Genomic DNA, 23,276 nt, shown 5'->3' on the forward strand with positions numbered 1-23,276 from the left:
GGATCGGTGCCTCCAGGCCCGTCCGGCGTCGGGGAGTCGATGGCACCGGCGCACCGGGGGCGCGGGGTCCGGGACCGGGAAGCGGGGCGGCACGAGCGCGGGCCTGTGCACCGGCGCCGGGGGCGCGGAGGCTTCGACGGCGTCAGATCCAGGAGATCGTCTGGACCTCGGAGCGCTGGACACCCTTCTCGGACCAGGTCTGGGTGACGCGTCCCTGCGGGGCCACTCCCATGTCCATGGCCAGGGGGAAGTCGACGTACGCCCTGCTCGGGATGCGCTCGGCCACGAGCATGCCGAAGAACTCGGGGGCGCTGCCCTCCCCCACCGGCTCGATGGCCAGCGCGACGTCGTCGGCAGCCACATCGCCGAGGTTCTCCACCCGCAGCCGGTGGTTGTGGCGCATCGTGCGCACCCGCCCCTTGAGGTCCGCGATCTGCCGGGTGTCCGCGAGGTGCGTGCAGCGCAGCAGCGCACGCGCCCCGCTCGCGGCACGCGGATCGCCCGTGGCGGCGACGGCCGGTCCGGGCGCGGTGGCCGCGTCGACCGCCAGGTAGGCGTCGTGCTCCAGGCACGTCCTGACCCTGGTCCGCAGTTCGTCACCGGAGGCGTACGTCCTGGTGAGGCCGTGCCCCTGCAGTTCGAGGCGGAACGCGTTGAGTGCGGCCAGCTGGGCGGGGTCGTGATCACGGGGAACAGGCGCCTCGGAGAAGAAGACATGCACCTGGGCGCCGCGGTCACGGGCCCGCAGGACCTCCTCCGCCGTGCCGGAGACGGCGCGCCGTGTGGCCTGCCCCAGACGGCTGTTGAACAGCGCGACCACGATGTCGGCGGCGTCCGCGAACTGCTCGTTGATGAGCGTCTGGGCGTCCTTGCGGCCGTCGAGCCGGGGCACGGCGCCCAGTTCCCAGCGCAGCGGCAGCAGATGGACCTTGCGCTGCAGTGTGTGGTCGCTGTTGAAGCTGCGGATGACGTCCTCGACGGCGTCCCGCTCGGCGGCCGTGTCCCCCGGCGAGGCGATCAGAACGCTGAGGGTGACGGTCTGTATGGGCATGGTCACATGCTACGTGGACGGCCTGCTCCAGCCGCGATCCAACGCCGGTCAAAGCCCGTCACGCCCGCCGAGCCCCGCCAGGAGCACAATTCGCCACGTCACAAGGGCAGTGGCTCCGCGCGCCGTCGGTGTGCGCCGGTGCATGCCATCGTGCGCTCCCCGTGCATCGCGAGTGCGCCCGGCGCACCGGATATTTACTGAACGGCGAGACAGCCCCTGTATCCGTTCTCGGCGATCCTTCCAGGGCTCGTCGGCAGGGGCGGATGGAAGGACGCACCAGGAATGACCGACCAGCAGGTTCCCACGTCGGCCGATGTCGGGAGCATGTACGACAACTCCACCGACCTGCTCTCCGAAGTCATGGGGGGCAACATCCACTTGGGGTACTGGCGGGACGAGAACGACGACTCGTCGGTCGAGGCCGCCACCGACGCCCTCACCGACATGGTCGCCGACCGGCTCGCGCTCAGGTCCGGCCTGCGGGTTCTGGACATCGGCTGCGGCAGCGGGAAGCCCGCCACCTACATAGCCATCGAGCGTGACGTGCACGTCACCGGTGTCACCATCAGCGCCCACCAGGCCGCGGTGGCCAATCGTCGCCCCCAGGTGGGGGACGGCAATCGGCAGGTGACGTTCCGCCAGGCGGACGCCATGGAACTCCCCTACCCGGACGAGCACTTCGACCGCGCCTACGCCATCGAGTCGTTCCTCCACATGTCCGACCGGGGCAAGGCCATCGCCGAGGCGGCACGGGTCCTGCGCCCCGGTGGCGTGCTGGTCACGGCGAACCCGTACCAGCAGGGTGAGCTCGACGCCCGGGGCACCGAGATCGTGGCCGCCAATCGCAAGCTCTTCCAGATCCCGCCGATCGGCGACGCGGACGAGTACGTCGAGCACATGGTCAAGGCGGGGCTGGAGATCGTCGAGCTGGTCGACATCGGCGAGAACGTCCGGCGCAGCCACACCCTCGCCGCGGCCCTGATCCGCGAGAACAACGGGTCGTTCGACGGCTCGTTCAACGAGGAGCTCGCCGAGGCCGCCGACATCATCGAGCGTTTCGGTGATCTGCCGCAGATCGGATACGGGCTGATCGCCGCCCGCAAGCCGTAGGGCGCCTGCGCGGGGCGCGGTCGCCGGGCCCGTCGGCTCGGCGACCGCGCCCCGCGGACGGCAGGCGGTCCCGGTGGGCGCCGGGACCGCTCACGGCCGTGAGCGCACGCCGGGCCGGGAGCCGTGCACGCGCGGCGCCCGGCCCGGCGTGCGCGGGGTCCCGCCCGGCACCCGGTCCGGGATCCGGCCGGGCACCGCGGCCCCGGCGAGGAACAACGGCGGACGCCAGGTGTTGAGGGTGACCGGACGCGCCGACACGCCCCACCGCCGGCGCGGCTACGACCGAACCCGCCCTCCGGCAGCAGGAGCTGATCACACATGACCGCGCATCCCAGTGGAGCCGACCCTCTGACCCTGGAGGTCGTCGACCTCATCGGCTCCGTCGTCACGAGTTACCACGCCGAATACGAACAGGCCGCCTCGCAACATGAACTGACCGGTACTCAGGCCCGCGTCATCGCGCTGCTGTCCCATCAGCCCCTCCCGATGCGCAGGATCGCCGAGCGGCTCAAGTGCGAGCCGTCGAACGTCACCGGGATAGTGGACCGGCTGGAGGCGCGCGGGCTGGTGGAGCGGCGGCCGGATCCGGCCGACCGCCGCGTCAAGCTGGCCGCCGCCACCGAGCGGGGCACCGAGGTGGCCGCCGCGTTGCGCTCCTCCATGGCCTTCGCCGGAGAGCCGCTCGCGGAACTCACACCGCGCGAACGCGAGGCGCTGCGCGACCTGCTGCGCCGCATGCTGGACCTGCCACCGGCCTAGGGAGTGTCCCGCTTGGCTCCTGCCGGGCCGATCCAAGCGAACGCCCCTGGGCACACTGCCGGACGTCCATGTTCCGTTGGGGGAATCGCTGCCTCAGCTTTGCGATTCCTTTGCTTCATGAAACATACCAAGCAGTCCGTATACTTCACCAAAGAGCGCTGAAAGGGCGCTCAAGCGGCCCTAGCGGAACCAGACATAACACTACGGAATGCCGTAACCAGGGATACCCCGTGGGGTAGTTCTCCATTGACGAACCGACTCGCCAGTTTGTATCTTCAAGATCGTCGGTCCGCTTGCAGCGCGAAATCGCACGCCAGTACCGCCACTACGGGGGAGGGCATTGCACTTGTTTCGTTGTGCTGCGCGGGAGAGAAACGCTTCGGCACGCCCCAGGGGGCGCGCCGTCCAACTCATCGCCCCGGCCCTTGAATGGGGAGTTCAATGCGCGCCGCCCGGACACCATCACGCACTTCGGTCAGCAGCCAAGACGAGCCCGTCGCGATAGTCGGCCTGGCCTGCCGGTTCCCCGGTGCGCCGGACGCCGACGCCTACTGGCGGCTGCTCAGCACGGGCGGGAACGCGATCTCGGACCCTCCGCCCGGCCGGGGGGTCGCCGACCGCCCGGGTGGCTTCCTGGAGCACGTCGACCGTTTCGACCCGGACTTCTTCGGCATCTCCCCGCGTGAAGCCGCCGCGATGGACCCCCAGCAGCGGCTGATCCTGGAGCTGAGCTGGGAGGCGTTCGAGGACGCGGGCACCGTGCCCTCGACGCTTGCCGAGGACAAGGTCGGGGTCTTCGTCGGAGCCATCTGGGACGACTACGCCACCCTGCTGCACCAGCGCGGCTCCGGATCGGCCACCCAGCACAGCATGACGGGGCTGCACCGCAGCATCATCGCCAACCGGGTCTCGTACGCGTTCGATCTGCGCGGGCCGAGCATGGTGGTCGACACGGGCCAGTCGTCGTCGCTGGTGGCGGTCCACATGGCGTGCGAGAGCCTGCGGCGGGGCGAGGCCACCGTCGCGCTGGCCGGTGGCGTGAACCTCAACATCACGCCCGACAGCACCCACTACTCGTCGAAGTTCGGCGGCCTGTCGCCCGACCACCGGTGCTTCACGTTCGACGCCCGGGCCAACGGCTACGTCCGTGGTGAAGGCGCCGGCGTCGTCGTGCTCAAGCCCCTGTCACGGGCCCTGGCGGACGGCGATCGCGTCTACTGCGTGATCGAGGGCACATCCGTCAACAACGACGGCGCGGGCGAGGGGCTGGGGCTGACCGTGCCCACGTCGCGCAGCCAGGAAGCCGTCCTGCGCGAGGCGTACGAGAAGGCCGGGGTCGATCCGGCGGACGTGCAGTACGTCGAGCTGCACGGCACCGGAACGAAGAAGGGCGACCCGATCGAGTCGGCCGCGCTCGGCGCGGTGCTCGGCGCCGCCAGGTCCGGCGGGGCGCCCCTGTCGGTCGGCTCGGTGAAGACCAACATCGGCCACCTTGAGGCCGCGGCCGGTGTCGCCGGGCTCATCAAGACCGCGCTGAGCATCAGGAACCGGAAGATCCCGGCCAGCCTGAACTTCGTCACACCCCATCCCGACATCCCCTTCGACAGGCTGAACCTGCGGGTGCAGACGTCCCTCGGCGACTGGCCCGAAACCGAGGGACCGGTCCTCGCCGGTGTGAGTTCCTTCGGCATGGGCGGCACCAACTGCCATGTCGTGCTGTCCGACGCGGTCACCACCGACAGCGGCGCCCCGTCGCGCGAGCTCTCCCCCGCCCAGGGCCCGTCGGTACTGCCGTGGGTGGTCTCCGGACGGTCCCGCGAGGCGCTGCGCGCCCAGGCGGAGCAGCTCGCCGAACACGTATCGGCCCGCCCGGGGCGCGGCGCCGCCGACATCGGTGCCGCGCTGGCCGGCCGCCGCACGGCGTTCGAGGAGCGCGCGGTGGTGCTGGGCTCCGCACCCGACGAGTTCCTGCACGGGCTCGGCGCCCTGGCCCGCGACCTGCCCGCGCCGAACGTGGTCCGGGGTTCGTCCCGGGGCGCCGGCTCGACGGCGTTCCTCTTCACCGGACAGGGCAGCCAGCGGCCGGGCATGGGCCGCCACCTGTACGAGACGGTCCCGGCGTTCGCGCAGGCCCTCGACGAGGTGTGCGAGCGGCTGGACGCCCATCTTCCCCACCGGCTCAAGGACCTGATCTTCGCCGAGCCGGGCAGCCCGAACGCCGCCCTGCTCGACCGCACATGGTTCACCCAGGCCGCCCTCTTCGCCCTGGAGGTGGCGCTCTTCCGGCTGCTGGAGCGGTCCGGTGTACGGCCCGGCCACCTCATCGGCCACTCCATCGGCGAACTCACCGCCGCCCACGCCGCCGGAGTGCTGTCCCTGGAGGACGCGTGCACGCTGGTGGCGGCCCGGGGGCGGCTGATGCAGCAGGCCACCGAGGGCGGCGCGATGATCGTCCTGGAGGCGACCGAGGCGGAGGCGCGCGAGGCGCTCGCCGGCCATGAGGAGCTCGTCTCCGTCGGCGCCGTCAACGGCCCGCGCACCGTGGTGATCTCCGGTGACGGCGAGGCGGCGGCGGAGATCGCCGGGCGGTTCGCGGCCCTGGGACGCCGGACCAAGGCGCTGCGGGTCAGCCACGCGTTCCACTCGTCGCACATGGACGGCGTGCTCGACGAGTTCCTGGACGTCGCACGGCGGCTGACGTATCACGAGCCGGTGATCCCGGTGGTGTCCAACGTCACCGGGCGCATCGCCACCGCCGAGGAGCTGTGCTCACCCGAGTACTGGGTGCGCCACATCAGGGAAGGCGTGCGCTTCTTCGACGGCGTGCGGGTGCTGGCGGCCGAGGGGGTCACCACCTTTCTGGAGCTCGGTCCCGGCGGGCTGACCGCGATGACCCGTGAGAGCCTCGCGGCCGTCGGCGCGGGGTCCGCCACGGCGGTCGTGCCGCTGCTGCGGGACGGCCAGCCCGAGGACCGCACCGTCGCCGCCGGTCTCGCCGAGGTCTTCGTGCGCGGGGAGCAGGTCGACTGGGAGGTGTTCGCCGGGTGGGCCGGCGCGGCCCACGTCGAGCTGCCCACGTACGCCTTCCGGCGTCAGTCGTACTGGCTCGACACGGTCGGCGGCGTTGACGCGGCCGCGCCGTCGGGTTCCGCCACGGACGGCGCGGCGGGCACCGCCGGGAACGGGACCGGCTCCGGCGCGCGGGCGGCGGAGACGCCCGGTTCCTCCGGCCGGCCGCCCCGGACGCTGTCGGACAGCGATCTGCTGGAGCTGGTGCGCACCTGTGCGGCGACGGTCCTCGGTCATCTCTCGTCGGCGGGCGTGGACACCGGAAGGACGTTCAAGGAGCTGGGGTTCGACTCGCTCACGGCGGTCGAGTTCCAGACCCGGGTGGCCGAGGCGACGGGACTGACGGATCTGTCCCCCACGCTCGTCTACAACCACCCCACGCCGGCCGAACTGGTCCGTCACCTGAGCGCGGAACTGAGCGGCGAGCACAGGGACGCGGCCGTGTGGCAGCCGTCGGGGGCGGGCGTCCACGACGAGCCGATCGCGATCGTGGGCATGGGGTGCCGGTTCCCCGGGGACGTGCGTTCGCCGGAGGACCTGTGGCGGCTGATCGCCGAGGGCAAGGACGCCATATCCGGCTTCCCCACGGACCGCGGCTGGGGCGACGACGAGCTTCGCGACCCGGAGAACCCCGACGTCACCTACGCGCGGGACGGCGGGTTCCTGTACGACGCGGCCGCGTTCGACGCGGCGTTCTTCGGTATCAGCCCGCGTGAGGCCCTCGCGATGGACCCGCAGCAGCGGCTGGTGCTGGAGACCTCGTGGGAGGCGCTGGAGCGCGCGGGCATCGACCCGACCTCGCTGCGGGGCGGCCAGGTCGGCGTCTTCACCGGTGCGACCGCGCAGGACTACGGGCCCCGGCTCGGCCAGCCGGTGGAGGGCGCGCAGGGCTACCTGCTGACGGGCAACACCGCCAGTGTGATCTCGGGCCGGGTGGCCTACAGCCTCGGGCTCGAAGGCCCGGCGCTCACCGTGGACACGGCCTGCTCGTCGTCGCTGGCGGCCCTGCACCTGGCGAGCCGCTCGCTCCAGCAGGGCGAGTGCACCATGGCGCTCGCGGGTGGCGTGACGGTGATGCCCACCCCCGGCATGTTCGTGGAGTTCGCCCAGCAGCGCGGGCTGGCGCCCGACGGCCGCTGCAAGCCGTTCGCGGCCGCGGCCGACGGCACCGGCTGGAGCGAGGGCGTGGGCATGGTCGTACTGGAGCGGCTGTCCGACGCCCGTCGGCACGGGCACGAGGTACTGGCGATCGTCCGCGGTTCGGCCGTCAACCAGGACGGGGCCAGCAACGGTCTGACCGCCCCCAACGGGCCGTCGCAGGAACGGGTGATCCGGCAGGCGCTGGCCAACGCCGGTCTCGCCCCGGCCGACATCGACGCCGTGGAGGCGCACGGCACCGGCACGAAGCTGGGCGACCCGATCGAGGCGCAGGCCCTTCTCGCCACGTACGGCAAGGACCGCTCGGACGCCGAGCCGCTGCGGCTGGGCTCGGTCAAGTCGAACATCGGCCACACCCAGGCGGCCGCCGGCATCGCCGGAGTGATCAAAATGGTGATGGCGATGCGCCACGGCCGGCTGCCCGCCAGCCTGCACATCGACGCGCCGACCCCCCATGTGAACTGGTCGTCGGGGACCGTGTCCCTGCTGACGGACGCGGTGGAGTGGCCGAGGGGCGAGCGGGTGCGCCGCGCGGGCGTGTCCTCGTTCGGCATCAGCGGCACCAATGTGCACGCCATCCTCGAACAGGCCCCGGAAGAGGTCGTTGAACGGAGCGTGGAAGCGCCCGGGACCGACGCGGGCGCGATGGTGGCGTGGCCGCTGTCGGCCCGGACACCGCAGGCCCTGCGCGGCCAGGCCGCCGCGCTGCGCACCCGTCTGGACGCCCCCGAGCGGCCCGCTGTCGCCGACACGGGACTGTCCCTGGCGACGACCCGGGCCGCGTTCGAACACCGTGCCGTCCTGCTCGGCGAGGACCACGACGCCCTGGCCGCCGCGCTCGACGCCGTGGCGCGCGGCGGCCCCTCGGACGCGGTGGTGAGCGGCGTCGCCGTGAGCGGCGGCGAGCAGGTGTTCGTCTTCCCCGGCCAGGGGGCGCAGTGGGAGGGGATGGCGGTCCGTCTGCTGGACTCCTCCCCGGTGTTCCGGGAGCGGATGCGGGAGTGCGACGAGGCGCTCGGCGCGGTGGTGGACTGGTCGCTGCTGGATGTGCTGCGCGGTGTCCCCGGCGCGCCGACGCTGGAACGGGTGGACGTCGTCCAGCCGGTGCTGTTCGCCATGATGGTGTCGCTGGCGGCGCTGTGGGAGTCCTACGGAGTGCGGCCGAGCGCCGTGGTCGGGCACAGCCAGGGCGAGATCGCCGCGGCCTGTGTCGCGGGGGGCCTGTCCCTGGCGGACGCCGCACGGATCGTCGCCCTGCGCAGCCAGGCCCTGACGGCGATCTCCGGGCTGGGCGGCATGGTGTCGGTGTCGCTTTCGGCCGACGCGGTACGGCGGCTGCCGTGCTGGGACGAGCGGCTCGACGTGGCCGTGATCAACGGTCCCTCGGCCGTGGTGGTGTCCGGCGAGCCCGACGCCCTGGAGGAGTTGCTGGCCGCGTGTGCCGCCCAGGGCACGAGGGCCAAGCGGATCCCGGTGAGTTACGCGGCGCACTCGGCGCAGGTCGAGGCCATCCGGGAGCCGCTGCTGGAGGCGCTGAGCGGGATCGAGCCGCGTCCGGCCGGGCTTCCCTTCTACTCGACGGTGACCGGGGAACTCCTCGACACGCGTGAACTCGACGCCGAGTACTGGTACCGCAATCTGCGTGAACCGGTCCAGTTCGAGCGGGCCATGGGCACGATCCTTCAGAAGAACCACACGCTGCTGATCGAGGTCAGCCCGCATCCCGTGCTGAACGCCGGGGCGCTTGAGGCCATCGAGACGCTCGGCGCGTCCGGTGCGGTGGTGGGTTCACTGCGGCGCGGCGAGGACGGGGCGAAGCGCTTCCTCACGTCGCTCGCCGAGGCCTATGTGCTCGGGGCCCCGGTGGACTGGGCCCGGGTGTACGCCGGTTCCGGCGCGCGCCGCGTGGACCTGCCCACCTACGCCTTCCAGCACCAGAGGTACTGGCTGACGGCGCCGGAGCCGGCGGCCGACGCGCCGGTGGCCCACGACGAGGCCGAGCAGCGGCTGTGGCAGGTGGTGGAGTCCGGTGACGCGCGGGCACTGGCCGCGGAGGTGGGGCTCGACGACCCGGAGGAGCTGCGCGGGCTGCTGCCGGCGCTGGCCGCCTGGCGCCGACGCCACAACGAGCGGGCCATCGTGGACTCCTGGCGCTACCAGGTCGCCTGGGAGCCGCTGCCGAAGGCTCCGCCCGTCACCCTGGCCGGGCGCTGGCTGGTGGCGGTCCCCGACGGCGACGGGGCGCGGGAGGCCGTGGCGGCCTGCACGGAGGCGCTGAGCAGGAGCGGCGCCGAGGTGGTGCCGCTGACTGTCGTGGGGGGCACCGTCCGGAAGGAACTCACGGAGCGGATCAGGGCGGTGGCCGCCGAGGGGGCGGAACCTGCCGGTGTGCTCTCGCTGCTGGCACTGGCGCCCGTCGGTGCGGCGCAGGACCTGTCGTCCGGGAACGCCGCGGACACCCTGACGCTGGTGCAGGCGCTGGGCGACGCGGGTGTCACGGCCCGGCTGTGGTGTGTGACCCGCGGTGCGGTGGCCGTCGGCGCCGGTGACTCGGTGACGGCGCCCGGACAGGCGCGGATCTGGGGCCTGGGCCGTGTCGCCGCCGTGGAGCACGCCCAGCGCTGGGGCGGGCTGATCGACCTTCCGGCCGACGCGGCCGAGGCGGTGGCGGGTCAGCTGCCCGCCGTGCTGGCCGCCGTGGGCGAGTACGCCGGGGGCGCAGACGGCGCCGAGGACCAGGTGGCCGTGCGCGGGGCGGGCGTGTTCGCCCGCAGGCTGGTGCGGGCGCCGCGACGCAGGGCCGCCGCGGAGCGGCCCTGGACACCCCGGGGCACCGTACTGGTCACCGGCGGTACGGGCGCCCTCGGCGCCCATACCGCGCGCTGGCTGGCCGCGAACGGCGCCGAGCACATCGTGCTGGCCAGCCGGCGCGGTCCCGAGGCGCCGGGCGCGGTGGTGCTGGAGGCGGAGCTGGGCGCGCAGGGGGCCCGGGTGACGACCGTCGCCTGCGACGTCGCCGACCGGGACGCCCTGGCGGGGCTCCTGGCGTCGCTCGACGCGGAGGGCAGCGAGCTGCGGGCGGTCGTCCACACGGCCGGGGTGATCGAGAACACCCCGCTCGGGTCGCTGACGCCCGGTCGTTTCGCGGAGGTGCTCGCGGCGAAGTCCGACGCCGCCCTGCATCTGCACGAGCTGACGCGCGAGCGGAAGCTGGACGCGTTCGTCCTGTTCTCGTCGGTCTCGGGCATGTGGGGCAGCGCCGGCAACGGCGGCTACGCGGCGGCCAACGCCTACCTGGACGCGCTCGCGGAGTACCGCAGGGCGCTGGGGCTGCCGGCCACGTCGGTCATCTGGGGTCCTTGGGCGGGCGACGGCATGATGTCGCGCGACGGCATGGACGAGTCGGTGGTCCGGCACGGGATCCGGCTGCTCGACCCCGAGCGCGCCATGGTGGCCCTCCAGCATTCGCTGGACCACGACGAGACGTCACCGGTCCTGGTGGACGTGGAGTGGGACGCCTTCTTCCAGGCGTTCACGGCGCAGCGGCCCAGCCGGCTGCTCACCGGTGTGCCGGAGGTGCGCCGGGCGCTGCGGGAGGCGCGGCCCGACGAGGCCCAGGACGGGCCCGCCGAGTCGGCCACACTGGCGCAGCGGCTCACGGGTCTGAACCCGGGGCAGCGACGGGAGCTCGCCTCCGGGCTGGTCAGGGCGCAGGTGGCGGCCGTGCTGGGGCACGCCGGCGCGGACGCGGTCGGTGACCGCGCGCCGTTCAAGGAGCTGGGCGTCGACTCGGTGATCGCGGTGGAGCTGCGCAACCGGCTCCAGACCGACACGGGGCTGCGGCTGCCGCTCACGGTGATCTTCGATCACCCCACGCTGGAGAAGCTCGTGGACCACCTGCTGGCCGAAGCGTCGGACGAGGACGTCCCGCGGGACGACGGTGACGCGGTGGACGGCGGGGCGGGCACGACCGCGCAGGACGCGGAGCGCGCGCAGGAGCTGCTCGCCGCCGCGCAGCGCATCGACGAGATGGACGCAGAGGATCTGGTGCGGCTCGTGCTCGCCGAGGAATCCGCGCGTACCGAAGAGAACTGAGTTCCAGGCCAACCGACTTGTGAGGGACCATGACCACGTCGCCGGACAAGATCGTCGATGCCCTGCGGGCGTCGATGAAGGAGACGGAGCGGCTGCGCCAGGAGAACCTGGAGCTCGTCTCCGCCGCCCACGAGCCCATCGCCATCATCGGCATGGGTTGCCACCTGCCCGGTGAGGTGCGCAGCCCGGAGGAGTTCTGGCAGCTCATCTCCTCCGGCGGCGACGCCATAGCGGAGTGGCCGACGGACCGGGGCTGGGACGCGGACGCGCTGTTCGACCCGGACACCGACCGGCCGGGCACCATCTACACGCGCCGGGGCGGCTTCCTCGGGGACGTCGCCGACTTCGACGCGGAGTTCTTCGGCATCAGCCCGCGCGAGGCCGTGGCGATGGACCCGCAGCAGCGGCTGCTCCTGCAGACGTCGTGGGAGACGCTGGAGCGGGCGGGCATCGACCCGTCGACGCTGCACGGCGGGCGGACCGGCGTGTACATGGGAACGGCCTTCCAGGACTACGCCACGCGGGTGCGGGGAGCCGACCTCGGCGAGTACGAGGGGTATTTCCTGACCTCCGGGGCGGCGAGCGTGCTGTCGGGGCGGATCTCCTACACGCTCGGGCTGGAAGGGCCCGCGGTCACCTACGACACCGCCTGTTCGGCTTCGCTGGTGGCGATCCACGCCGCGTGCCAGGCGCTGCGCAACTCGGAGTGCTCGCTGGCGCTGGCCGGTGGCGCGACGGTCATGACGACGCCGGCGCAGTTGCAGGGTTTCAGCCGTCAGCGCGGGCTGTCCAAGGACGGGCGGTGCCGGTCCTTCGCGGCGGCCGCCGACGGTACCGGTCTGTCCGAGGGCGTCGGTGTCATCCTGCTGGAGCGGCTGTCGGACGCCCGCCGCAACGGCCACCGGGTGCTGGGCGTGGTGCGCGGCACCGCGACCAACCAGGACGGTGCGAGCAACGGCATCGCCGCCCCCAACGGCCCCTCGCAGCAGCGCGTCATCCGGCAGGCGCTGGCCGACGCCCGGCTGTCGGCCGGCGAGGTCGATGCGGTGGAGGCGCACGGCACCGGCACGACCCTCGGCGACCCGATCGAGGCACAGGCGCTGCTCGCCACGTACGGCAGGGGCCGTGAGGGCGAGCCGTTGTGGCTGGGCTCGGTGAAGTCCAACATCGGTCACACCCAGGCGGCCGCCGGTGTCGTCGGTGTCATCAAGATGGTTCTGGCGATGCAGCACGGGGTGCTGCCGCAGACGCTGCACGTGGACGAGCCGACGCCGCACGTCGACTGGGCGATGGGCGGCATGGAGCTGCTGACCGAGGCGAAGCCGTGGCCGGAGACCGGCCGGGCCCGCCGCGCCGGCGTGTCGTCGTTCGGGATCAGCGGCACCAACGCGCATGTGATCCTGGAGCAGGCGCCCGAGGAGACCGCCCCGGAGGCGGGGGCCGGGAACGGGACGGCGCCGCTGGTGGCTCCGTGGCTGCTGTCCGCCCGCAGCGAGAGCGCCCTGCGGGAGCAGGCGCGTCAGCTGCTCCGCCGGGTGGAGGGCGGCCCGGAGGCGGCGACGGCGGACATCGGGTACGCGCTGGCCACCACCCGGACGGCCTTCAGGCACCGTGCCGCACTGGTCGCGTCCACCGACGAGGAGCTCACCCGGAGCCTGGCCGCGCTGGCCGACGACCGTCCCGGTCCCCGTCTGACCACCGGAACGGTGGTCCGGGGCAAGCTCGGGTTCCTCTTCACCGGGCAGGGCAGCCAGCGCCTGGGCATGGGGCGGGAGCTGTACGCGGCGTCCCCGGTCTTCGCTGAGGCGTTCGACCAGGTCTGCGCCGAGCTGGACCGCCATCTGGACCGGCCGCTGCGCGAGGTGGTGTTCGGCACGACGGACGGCACCGGGCTGCTGGACCGTACGGAGTACACCCAGCCGGCGCTCTTCGCCCTGGAGGTCGCGCTGTTCCGGCTGCTGGAACGGTGGGGCGTGCGTCCCGACTTCGTGGCGGGGCACTCCGTCGGAGAGGTGGGCGCCGCCCACGTGGCCGGGGTGCTGTCGCTGGCCGACGCCTCGACGCTGGTGGCGGCGCGCGGCCGGCTGATGCAGGCGCTGCCCGAGGGCGGGGCCATGGTCGCCGTCCAGGCCACCGAGGGGGAAGTGGCGCCGCTGGTGGCCCGCCACGCGGCGCGGATCGGGCTGGCCGCGGTCAACGGCCCGTCGTCCGTGGTGGTGGCGGGCGAGGAGGAGGCGGTGGCCGAGGTCGCCGCGCACTTCGGGGCCCAGGGCCGCAAGACGAAGCAGCTGACGGTCAGCCACGCGTTCCACTCGCCGCTCATCGACGCGATGCTGCCGGACTTCCGGCGGGTGGTGGAGGGGCTGTCCTTCGCCGCGCCGGCCATCCCGGTGGTCTCGGCGGTGACCGGGCGGACGATGACGGCCGAGGAGATCCGTACGCCGGAGTACTGGGTCGGGCACGCCCGGGCGACGGTGCGGTTCCACGACGCGGTGCGCACGATGGAGGCCGAAGGGGTCCGTACCTGGCTGGAGCTGGGCCCCGACGGGGTGCTGACGGCGGCCGGGCGCGACAGCGTCACCGAGGCGGACACCGACCTGGTCCCGATGCTGCGTTCGGGCCAGGACGACGGCCTCACCGTCGCGACCGCGCTGGCCAGACTGCACATCCGGGGCGTCGCGGTGGACTGGGAGGCGTACTTCGCCCCGTCCGGCGCGCGCCGGGTCGAACTGCCCACCTACCCGTTCGAGCGCCGCAGGTTCTGGCTGAACGCGCCCGCTTCCTCGGCCGTGGTGGGCTCGGCGGGGCTCTCGGCCGCCGGGCACCCGCTGCTGGGCGCCGTGGTGTCGCTGGCCGACGACGACGAGGTGGTCTTCACCGGCAGGCTGTCGACGGCCGCGCACGGCTGGGTCGCCGACCACATGGTGTTCGACCGCGCGCTGCTGCCCGGCACGGCCTTCCTCGAACTGGCTCTGCACGCCGGTGACCGGGTCGGCCTCGACCGGGTGGAGGAGCTCACCTTCCACACCCCGCTGGTACTGCCCGAACGGGACGCGCTCACGCTGCAGATGCGGGTCGGTGCCCCGGACGACTCCGGGCTGCGGTCCCTGAGCCTGTTCACCCGCCCCGAGGGCGCGGAGGACGACGAACCGTGGACCACGCACGCCACCGGTGTGCTGGGGCGGGCCGGTGCGCCCGCCGCGGAGGACCTGTCGGTGTGGCCGCCGCGCGACGCGCGGCCGGTCGACGTCGGCGGCCTGTACGCGCTGATGGCGGAGACCGGACTGGACTACGGCCCGGTGTTCCAGGGGCTGCGGGCCGCCTGGCGGCGCGGTGACGAACTGTTCGTGGAGACCACTCTGCCGGAGGACTCGGGGGCCGAGGACTTCGGCGTGCACCCGGCGCTGCTGGACTCGGCGCTTCACGGGGTCGCGCTCAACGTGGTGCTTCCCCAGTGGGAGCAGGCGCGGCTGCCGTTCTCCTGGCGCGGGGTGACCCGGCACGCGGCGGGCGCCGCGGAACTGCGGGTCCGGCTGGCTCCCGCGGGCGAGGACACGGTCTCCGTGGAGGCCGCGGACGCCACCGGGCAGCCCGTCCTGTCGGCCGACGCCCTGGTGCTGCGGCCCGCCGCGCGCGACCAGGGCCCGGCGTCCGCGGACGCCACCCGGGACCGGCTCTTCAAGGTGCAGTGGGACGCCTTCGTCCCGTCCGCGCCGGCCGGCGCCGACGCCCCCTGGGCGGTCGTGGGCAGCGGCGCGGCGGACCTCGTGTCGCGCCTCGCCGACGTGGGTGCCGGCGTGCGCGCCGACGCCCACGAGGACCTGGCCGCGCTCGCCCGGGCGGCCGAGGAGGGCGCGGCGGTACCGGAGACCGTGCTCGTCACCTGCCGGGCCACGGCCTGCCCGGCGACCGACCGGGCCGCCGCGGTACGGGAGGCCGCGCATCGCACCCTCGACGTCGTGCACGCCTGGCTGGCCGACGAGCGGTTCGGCGCGTCACGGCTCGTGGTGGTGACCCACCGCGCCGTCGACACGGGCGGCGAGTGCGTGTCCGACCTGCCGCACAGCGCGGTGTGGGGCCTGGTGCGGACGGCCCAGTCCGAGAACCCGGGCCGGTTCGCGCTCATCGACCTCGACGACCGCGAGGACACCTACCGCGGCCTGGCCGCCGCCGTCGCCTCCGGTGAGCCCCAGCTGGCCGTGCGCGACGGGGAGGCCCGGGTGCCCCGGCTGGCGCGGCTGCGGCCCGACAGCGCGCTGCACGCCCCGGCCGGCACCGCGTCGTGGCGGCTGGGCAGCGCCGGCGACGGCACGCTGGAGGGCCTCGCCCTCCTCCCCCACCCCGAGGCGGACGAGCCGCTGGCCGAGGGCCGGGTGCGGGTGGCCGTGCGGGCGGCCGGTCTCAACTTCCGTGACGCGCTCAACGCCCTGGGCATGTACCCCGGCGACCCGGTGCCGCTGGGCGTGGAGGGCGCGGGCGTGGTCCTGGAGACGGGTCCCGGTGTGACCACCGTGGCACCCGGGGACCGTGTGCTGGGCATGATCTTCGGGGGGATCGGGACGGTGGCCGTCACCGATCACCGGATGCTCGCCAAGGTCCCGGACGGATGGTCGTTCACCCAGGCCGCATCGGTGCCGGCCGTGTTCCTGACCGCGTACTACGCGCTGGTCGACCTCGCGGACCTGCGCCCGGGCGAGCGGGTGCTCATCCACGCCGGTACGGGTGGTGTCGGCATGGCGGCGGTGCAGCTGGCCCAGCACCTGGGGGCCGAGGTCTTCGCGACGGCCAGCCCGGCGAAGTGGCACGCGCTGCGGTCGATGGGGCTGGACGACTCCCACATCGCCTCCTCGCGTGACCTGGAGTTCGAGGAGAAGTTCCGGCGGACCGGCCGGGGACTGGGCATGGACGTCGTCCTGGACTCGCTGGCCGGCGAGTTCGTGGACGCCTCCCTGCGGCTGCTGAGCCCGGGCGGGCGGTTCCTGGAGATGGGCAAGACCGACGTGCGCGACGCCGCGGTCGTCGCCGCCGACCACGACGGCGCGGTGTACCGGGCGTTCGACCTCGTCGAGGCCGGCGAGGACCGCATCCAGGGGATGCTCGGCGAACTGCTCGGACTCTTCGAGCGGGGGCTGCTGCGCCACGGACCGATCACCACCTGGGACGTGCACCACGCGCCCGACGCCTTCCGCCACCTCAGCCAGGCGCGGCACATCGGCAAGGTGGTGCTCACCGTGCCGTCCGCGCCCGACCCGCGGGGCACGGTCCTGATCACCGGTGGTACGGGCGCGCTCGGCGCCGCGGTCGCCCGCCGGATGGTGACCGGACACGGGGTGCGCCACCTCGTGCTCGCCAGCCGCCGCGGCGCCGACGCCCCGGGCGCGGACGCCCTGGTGTCCGAACTGACCGCCCTCGGCGCCACGGTGGACATCGCGGCCCTCGACGTCTCCGACCGGGAGGCGGTGGCGGGACTGCTGGCCGCCGTACCGGCGGAGCACCCGCTGACCGCCGTGGTGCACACGGCCGGTGTCCTGGACGACGGGGTGCTGTCGTCGATGACGCCCCGGCGGATGGACACCGTGCTGCGTCCCAAGGCGGACGCCGCCCTGCACCTCGACGAGCTGACCCGGGACCTGGACCTGGCGGCGTTCGTCCTGTTCTCCTCGACCGCCGGTGTGCTGGGCGGCTCCGGACAGGCCAACTACGCGGCGGCGAACACGCTGCTGGACGCCCTGGCCGCGCAGCGCAGGGCGTCCGGGCGTCCGGCGGTGTCGCTGGCCTGGGGGCCCTGGGCCGACGCGGGCAGCATGCTCGGCGGGCTCGGCGACGTGGACCTGGTGCGGCTGAGCCGTACGGGCCTGGTGCCGCTGTCCGACGAGGAAGGCCTCGCGCTCTTCGACGCGGCGCTCACCGCGGGTGAGGCCGCCGTCGTTCCGGCGAAGGTGGACAGCGCGGTGCTGCGCCAGGCGCGGCCGGACGAGATGCCGCACATGCTGCGGGGCCTGACCCGCAAGCCGGCCCGGCGTGCCGCCGCCCGTTCCGCGGGCCGGGCCGCCGCCTCGTCGCTGCGGGAGCGGCTGGCCTCGGTCTCGCAGGCCGAGGGCGAGCAGCTGCTGCGGGACCTGGTCCGGACGCACGCGGCGATGGTGCTGGGGCACGCGGACGGTTCGGCGGTCGCGGCCGACCTGGCCTTCAAGGAGCTGGGGTTCGACTCGCTGACCGCGGTGGAGCTGCGCAACCGGCTCAACGGCGCGGTCGGGGCGCAGCTGTCCTCGACGCTGATCTTCGACCACCCGACGCCGGCCGTCCTGGCCCGGCACCTGCGGACCGAACTGCTGGGCGCCCAGGCCGGCGAGGAGAAGTCCCCGGTGCCCGCGCGGACGGTGGCCGTGGACGACGACCCGATCGCCATCGTGTCGATGAGCTGCCGTTATCCCGGCGGGGTCTCGACCCCCGAGGATCTGTGGCAGCTGGTCACCGACGGGAACGACGTGGTCGCCCCGTTCCCGGCCGACCGCGGCTGGGACCTCGACGGCATCTACGACCCGGACGGCAACCGGCCCTCGACGACGTATGTGCGGGTCGGCGGGTTCCTCGACGACGCCGCGCGGTTCGACGCGGGTCTCTTCGGGATCAGCCCCCGCGAGGCGCTGGCGATGGACCCCCAGCAGCGGCTGCTGCTCCAGACGTCTTGGGAGGCGCTGGAGCGGGCGGGCATCGACCCGACGTCCGTGAAGGGCAGCCAGGTCGGCGTGTTCGTCGGGGCCGCCGCCCAGGGCTACCCCTCCGACCCCCGCCAGGCGCCCGAGGAGCTCGGCGGCTATCTGCTGACGGGCAGTACGTCGAGTGTCATGTCGGGCCGCATCGCCTACACCTTCGGGGTCGAGGGGCCGGCGGTGACGGTGGACACGGCGTGCTCCTCGTCCCTGGTGGCGCTGCACATGGCGGTGCGGTCCCTGCGGCAGGGCGAGTGCTCGCTCGCGCTGGCGGGAGCGGCCGCCGTCATGGCCACGCCGGACATCTTCATCGAGTTCAGCCGTCAGCGCGGACTGTCCACGGACGGCAGGTGCAAGCCGTTCGCGGCGGCCGCCGACGGCACCGGCTGGGGCGAGGGCGTCGGTACGCTGCTGCTGGAGCGGCTGTCGGACGCCCGCCGCAACGGCCACCCCGTCCTGGCGGTGGTCCGGGGCTCCGCGATCAACTCCGACGGCGCCAGCAACGGTCTGACCGCCCCGAACGGCCCCTCGCAGCAGCGGGTGATCCGCCAGGCACTGACGGACGCGGGCCTGACGGCCCAGGACGTCGACGCGGTGGAGGCGCACGGTACGGGCACCAAGCTGGGCGACCCGATCGAGGCGCAGGCGCTGGCCGCGGCGTACGGGCGCGAGCGGCCGCAGGAGCGACCGCTGCTGCTGGGTTCGGTGAAGTCCAACATCGGGCACACCCAGGCCGCCGCGGGCATGGCGGGCGTGATCAAGATGGTCGCGGCGATGCGCCACGGGGTGCTGCCCCCGACCCTGAACGTGGACGCGCCGACACCCGAGGTCGAGTGGTCGACGAGCGGGCTGTCGCTGCTGACGGAGACCACTCCGTGGCCCGAGACGGGTCAGCCGCGCCGTGCGGCGGTGTCGTCCTTCGGCATCAGCGGCACCAACGCCCATGTGATCATCGAGCAGGCACCGGCCGGCGAGCCGGCGCCGGGTACGGCGGCCGGTCCGGCCGCCGGGGCCCCCGAGGTCTCCGGTGAGCGGACCGCCGAGGGGACGTCCGAGGCGTCGGCCCCGGCCGTCGCGTGGACGCTGTCCGGCAAGACGGAGGAGGCGCTGCGCGCGCAGGCACGCAGGCTGCTGGCCCGGCTCGACCGGCAGCCCGGCCTCGAACCGGCGGACGTGGCCCACGCGCTGGCCACCACCCGTGCCGCGCTCGACCGGCGTGCCGTGGTGGTCGGCGGCGGCCGGGAGGCGCTGCTGGCCGGTCTGGCCGCGCTCGCCGAGGGCGGCGAGTCCGACGCGGTGGTGCGGGGCGAGGCGCGCGGCCGAGGACGGACGGTCTTCGTCTTCTCCGGCCAGGGATCGCAGTGGGCCGGCATGGCCGCCGAGCTGCTGGACGCCTCCGAGGTGTTCGCGCAGCGGATCCAGGAGTGCGACGCGGCCCTGCGGCCGTTCGTGGACTGGTCCCTGACCTCGCTGCTGCGGGGCGCGGACGACGCGCCGTCGCTGGACCGGGTCGATGTGGTGCAGCCCGCGCTGTTCTCGGTGATGGTGTCCCTGGCCCGGCTCTGGGAGTCCTTCGGGGTGCGGCCCGAGGCCGTCGTGGGCCACAGCCAGGGTGAGATCGCCGCCGCCTGCGTGGCCGGTGCGCTGACGCTGGAGGACGCGGCCCGGGCGGTGGCACTGCGCAGCAAGGCGCTGGCGACGATGCCCGGCGAGGGCGGCATGGTGTCCGTCGCGCTGGGCGAGGAGGACGCGGGGCGGCTGGTCGGCCACTGGGAGGGGCGGGTGTCGGTCGCCTCGGTGAACGGCGCGTCGTCCACCGTCGTGGCCGGCGACGTGGACGCGCTCGCCGAACTGGAGGAGCGCTGCGCGGCCGACGGGGTGCGCACCCGGAGGCTTCCGGTGGACTACGCCTCGCACTCGCCGCAGGTCGAGCAGGTGCGCGAGGAGCTGCTGCGGGAGCTGGCGCCCATCACCCCCCGGCCTTCGGCTGTGCCGTTCTACTCGACCGTCACGGGCGGCGAGCTGGACACCACCACGCTGGACGCCGAGTACTGGTACCGCAATCTGCGTCAGACCGTGCATCTGGAGCGGGCGACCCGCGCGCTGCTGGAGAACGGTTACGACGTCTTCGTGGAGGCCAGCCCGCATCCGGTGCTCAACATGGCGATCCAGGAGACGATGGACGCCACGAACGTGGCGCACGGCGTGACGGTCGGTTCGCTGCGGCGCGGCGAGGGCGGCCTCGAACGCTTCCTCCTGTCGGCCGCCCAGCTCCACACCAGCGGGGTGGAACTGGACTGGACGGCGGCGACGGGTGCCCGGGACACGGGCCGGGTCGAGCTGCCGACCTACCCGTTCGGCGGTGAGCGGTACTGGCTGGAGCGGGTCAGCGGTACGGCCGACGTGGCGTCGGCCGGTCTGGGCAGCTCCCCGCACCCGCTGCTGGGCGCGGTGGTGCCGCTGCCGGGCTCGCTGGGCACGGTCCTCACCGGACGGCTGTCCCTGCGGACCCAGCCGTGGCTCGCCGACCACGCCGTGCTGGACACGGTGCTCTTCCCCGGTACGGGCCTCGTCGAACTGGTGCTGAGGGCGGGCGCGGAGACCGGCTGCGACGTGGTGGAGGAACTGACCCTGCTGGAGCCGCTGGTCGTGCCCGAGGAGGGCGGCGTACAGCTGCGTGTGATGGCCGAGGAGAGCGACGAGGCCGGGCGCAGCACCGTCGAGGTGCACTCGCGGCCGGAGGACGGCGCCTCTCGGGAGCCGTGGCGCAAGCACGCGGTCGGTGTGCTGAGCTCCGCCGGCCGGGAGCCGGTCGCACCGATCGGGCAGTGGCCGCCGGCCGGAGCGCTGCCGGTGGCGTGGGACGAGGGGTACGCCGCGCTCGCTGCGGCCGGCCTCGACTACGGGCCCGCCTTCCAGGGGCTGCGTACGGTGTGGCGGGAGGGTGAGGACGTCTTCGCCGAGGTCCGGCTGCCCGACGCGGGACAGGCCGGCCGGTACGGGGCGCATCCGGCGCTCTTCGACGCCGCTCTGCACGCGATCGTGGTGGGCGGTCTGCTGGAGGACGCCTCGCGGGCCCGGCTGCCGTACGCGTGGCAGGGCGTCTCGCTGCACGCGTCCGGCGCGGCCGCCCTGCGGGTGCGGCTGTCGCCGGCCGGTGAGGACACCGTGTCGCTGACGGCGTACGACGAGTCGGGCCGACCGGTGCTGGACGTCGGCGCGCTGATGCTGCGGCCGGTCTCGGCCGAGCAGCTCCACCGGGCGGGCGGCGCGCGCCTGCGCTCGTTGTACCGGGTGTCCGGCGAGGCCGTCGCACCGGCGTCGGTCACGGCGACGGGCCCCTGGGCGGTGCTCGGTCCGGACGAGCTGAAGGCGGCCGCCGTCGTGGAGGCCGCCGGAGGACGACTGGAGGAGTACGCGGACCTGGCGGCTCTGGCCGGCGCGGTCTCGGCGGGGGCGGTGGTGCCCGAGGTGGTGCTGGTGCCGTGCCTGGACGGGTGGGACGACGACGCGGGCCCGGCGGACACCGCCCAGGCCGTGCGGGAGGCGACCGGCCGCGCCCTGTCACTGGCTCAGGAGTGGCTCGCCGAGGAGCGGTTCGCCGAGTCCCGGCTGGTCTTCGTCACCCGTCACGCCATGAGCCCGCAGGACGGCGGCGACACCGCCGACGCGCGGGCCCGGAGGGATCTCGCGCACGTCCCGCTGTGGGGTCTGCTGCGCTCGGCGCAGTCGGAGCACCCGGACCGGTTCGTGCTGCTGGACCTGGACGACGACGAGGCGTCCCGGCGCGCCCTGCCGGCCGCGCTGGCGAGCGGCGAGCCGCAACTGGCGGTGCGCCAGGGCGTGATGAGCGCGTTCCGGCTCACCCGGGTCACCGCCGGTGACGCGGCGCGGGCGGGCGGCGCGGCGGCGGGCCGGGACGGTGCGGACCACGGGGCCGCGGAACGGACGCCGTTCGCGGCGGACGGGACGGTCCTGATCACCGGCGGGACCAGCGGGCTCGGCGCGCTGATCGCCCGGCACCTGGTGACGCGGCACGGGGTGACGCGACTGCTGCTCACGAGCCGCAGCGGCCGTGACGCGGCGGGCGTGGCCGAGCTGGAGAGCGAGCTGGCCGGCCTGGGAGCCGGGGTCACGGTGGCGGCCTGCGACGTGGCCGACCGGGAGGCGCTGGCCGGGGCGCTGGCCCTGGTCCCCGCGGACCATCCGCTGACGGCCGTGGTGCACGCGGCCGGTGTGCTGGACGACGGTGTGGTGACCTCCCTGACGGCCGACCGGGTCGACCGGATCCTGCGGCCCAAGGTGGACGGGGCGCTGAACCTCCACGAGCTGACGGCGGGCGAGGAACTGACGGCGTTCGTACTGTTCTCGTCGGCGGCCGGAGTGCTCGGCACCGCCGGGCAGGGCGGCTACGCGGCGGCCAACGCCTTCCTGGACGCGCTCGCCCGTGAGCGGCGGGCGGCCGGGCTGGCCGCCACCTCGCTGGCCTGGGGCCTGTGGGAGCGGCGCAGCGGCCTGACCGGCGACCTGTCGGAGGCGGACCTGCGGCGCGTGGCCCGGGGCGGCGTCGGGCTGCTGCCCACCGAGGAGGGTCTTGCGCTGTTCGACGCGGCGCTGGCCGCCGAGGACGCCGTACTGGTGCCGATGCGGCTGGACACGGCGGCGCTGTCGGCGGCCGGGGAGCCGGGGCTGGTTCCGCCGGTCCTGCGCTCCGTGGTACGGATTCCGCAGCGCCGCGCGGAGGCGGCGCGGCCGGCCGGCGAGGGGTCCTCGGACGGCTTCGCCGCCCGGGTGGCAGCCCTGCCGGAGGGCGAACGCGACCGGGAGGTCCTGCGCTTCGTGCGCGAGCAGGCGGCGACGGTGCTGGGGCTCGCCTCGGCCGAGGCCGTCGGCGAGACCCGTGGGTTCCTGGAGATGGGCTTCGACTCCCTGACGGCGGTGGAGCTGCGCAAGAGGCTGAGCGCGGCGACCGGTCTGCGCCTGCCGGCCACGCTGGTCTTCGACCAGGTGACGCCCGTCAACACGGCGCGTCATCTGCGGGAGCTGCTCTTCCCGGAGAGCCGGGGGCTCACCGAGGCGGAGGCCGCCGAGAAGGAGTTCCGGGACGCCCTGGCCGCCATCCCGATGGCGCGCTTCAAGCAGTCCGGTCTGGTGGCCGAGCTGCTGCGGCTGGCCGCCCAGAACGGGTCGGGCGATCAGAACGAGGAGCGGGCCGGGGAGTCCGCATCCGACGCGAAGGACATCGACGACATGGATGTCGACGCGCTCGTGCGCGCGGCCGTCGGCGGCGACGACAAGTCCTGAGCTTCATCCGAGACGTA

The 23,276-nt window shown here is 74.1% G+C and carries 5 protein-coding genes; 4 read left to right on the top strand and 1 reads right to left on the bottom strand.

Annotated features, from left to right (window positions below; genetic code table 11):
- Positions 1-142 precede the first annotated feature (142 nt).
- Positions 143-1,051: a hypothetical protein gene (locus PUR26_RS34060; protein WP_329878701.1), complete on the bottom strand. Its 909-nt coding sequence runs from the start codon at positions 1,049-1,051 to the stop codon at positions 143-145.
- A 282-nt stretch (positions 1,052-1,333) separates the two neighbouring features.
- Between PUR26_RS34060 and PUR26_RS34065 the strand changes: the two genes are divergently transcribed.
- The 4 genes from PUR26_RS34065 (at position 1,334) to PUR26_RS34080 (ending at position 23,259) form a co-directional block, all read left to right on the top strand.
- Positions 1,334-2,161 carry a methyltransferase domain-containing protein gene (locus PUR26_RS34065; protein WP_329878703.1) on the top strand — a complete coding sequence of 276 codons (828 nt, stop codon included), beginning with the start codon at positions 1,334-1,336 and terminating at the stop codon, positions 2,159-2,161.
- A gap of 318 nt (positions 2,162-2,479) precedes the next feature.
- Positions 2,480-2,920 carry a MarR family winged helix-turn-helix transcriptional regulator gene (locus PUR26_RS34070; protein WP_329878705.1) on the top strand — a complete coding sequence of 147 codons (441 nt, stop codon included), beginning with the start codon at positions 2,480-2,482 and terminating at the stop codon, positions 2,918-2,920.
- A 441-nt stretch (positions 2,921-3,361) separates the two neighbouring features.
- Positions 3,362-11,242, top strand: coding sequence for a type I polyketide synthase (locus PUR26_RS34075; protein ID WP_329878707.1), 7,881 nt, complete (start codon positions 3,362-3,364; stop codon positions 11,240-11,242).
- Between the two features lie 29 nt (positions 11,243-11,271).
- Positions 11,272-23,259 (top strand): SDR family NAD(P)-dependent oxidoreductase, encoded by an 11,988-nt coding sequence (locus tag PUR26_RS34080; protein WP_329878709.1) that lies wholly within the window; start codon positions 11,272-11,274, stop codon positions 23,257-23,259.
- The last annotated feature ends 17 nt before the right edge of the window (positions 23,260-23,276 follow it).

This window comes from Streptomyces sp. SP18CS02 (assembly GCF_036322365.1).
GTDB lineage: Bacteria > Actinomycetota > Actinomycetes > Streptomycetales > Streptomycetaceae > Streptomyces.

Excerpts from the sequence above, each read along its gene's own strand:
- PUR26_RS34065 (WP_329878703.1), top strand. The coding sequence starts at position 1,334 with ATGACCGACCAGCAGGTTCCCACGTCGGCCGATGTCGGGAGCATGTAC.
- PUR26_RS34075 (WP_329878707.1), top strand. The coding sequence starts at position 3,362 with ATGCGCGCCGCCCGGACACCATCACGCACTTCGGTCAGCAGCCAAGAC.
- PUR26_RS34070 (WP_329878705.1), top strand. The coding sequence starts at position 2,480 with ATGACCGCGCATCCCAGTGGAGCCGACCCTCTGACCCTGGAGGTCGTC.
- PUR26_RS34080 (WP_329878709.1), top strand. The coding sequence starts at position 11,272 with ATGACCACGTCGCCGGACAAGATCGTCGATGCCCTGCGGGCGTCGATG.
- PUR26_RS34060 (WP_329878701.1), bottom strand. The coding sequence starts at position 1,051 with ATGCCCATACAGACCGTCACCCTCAGCGTTCTGATCGCCTCGCCGGGG.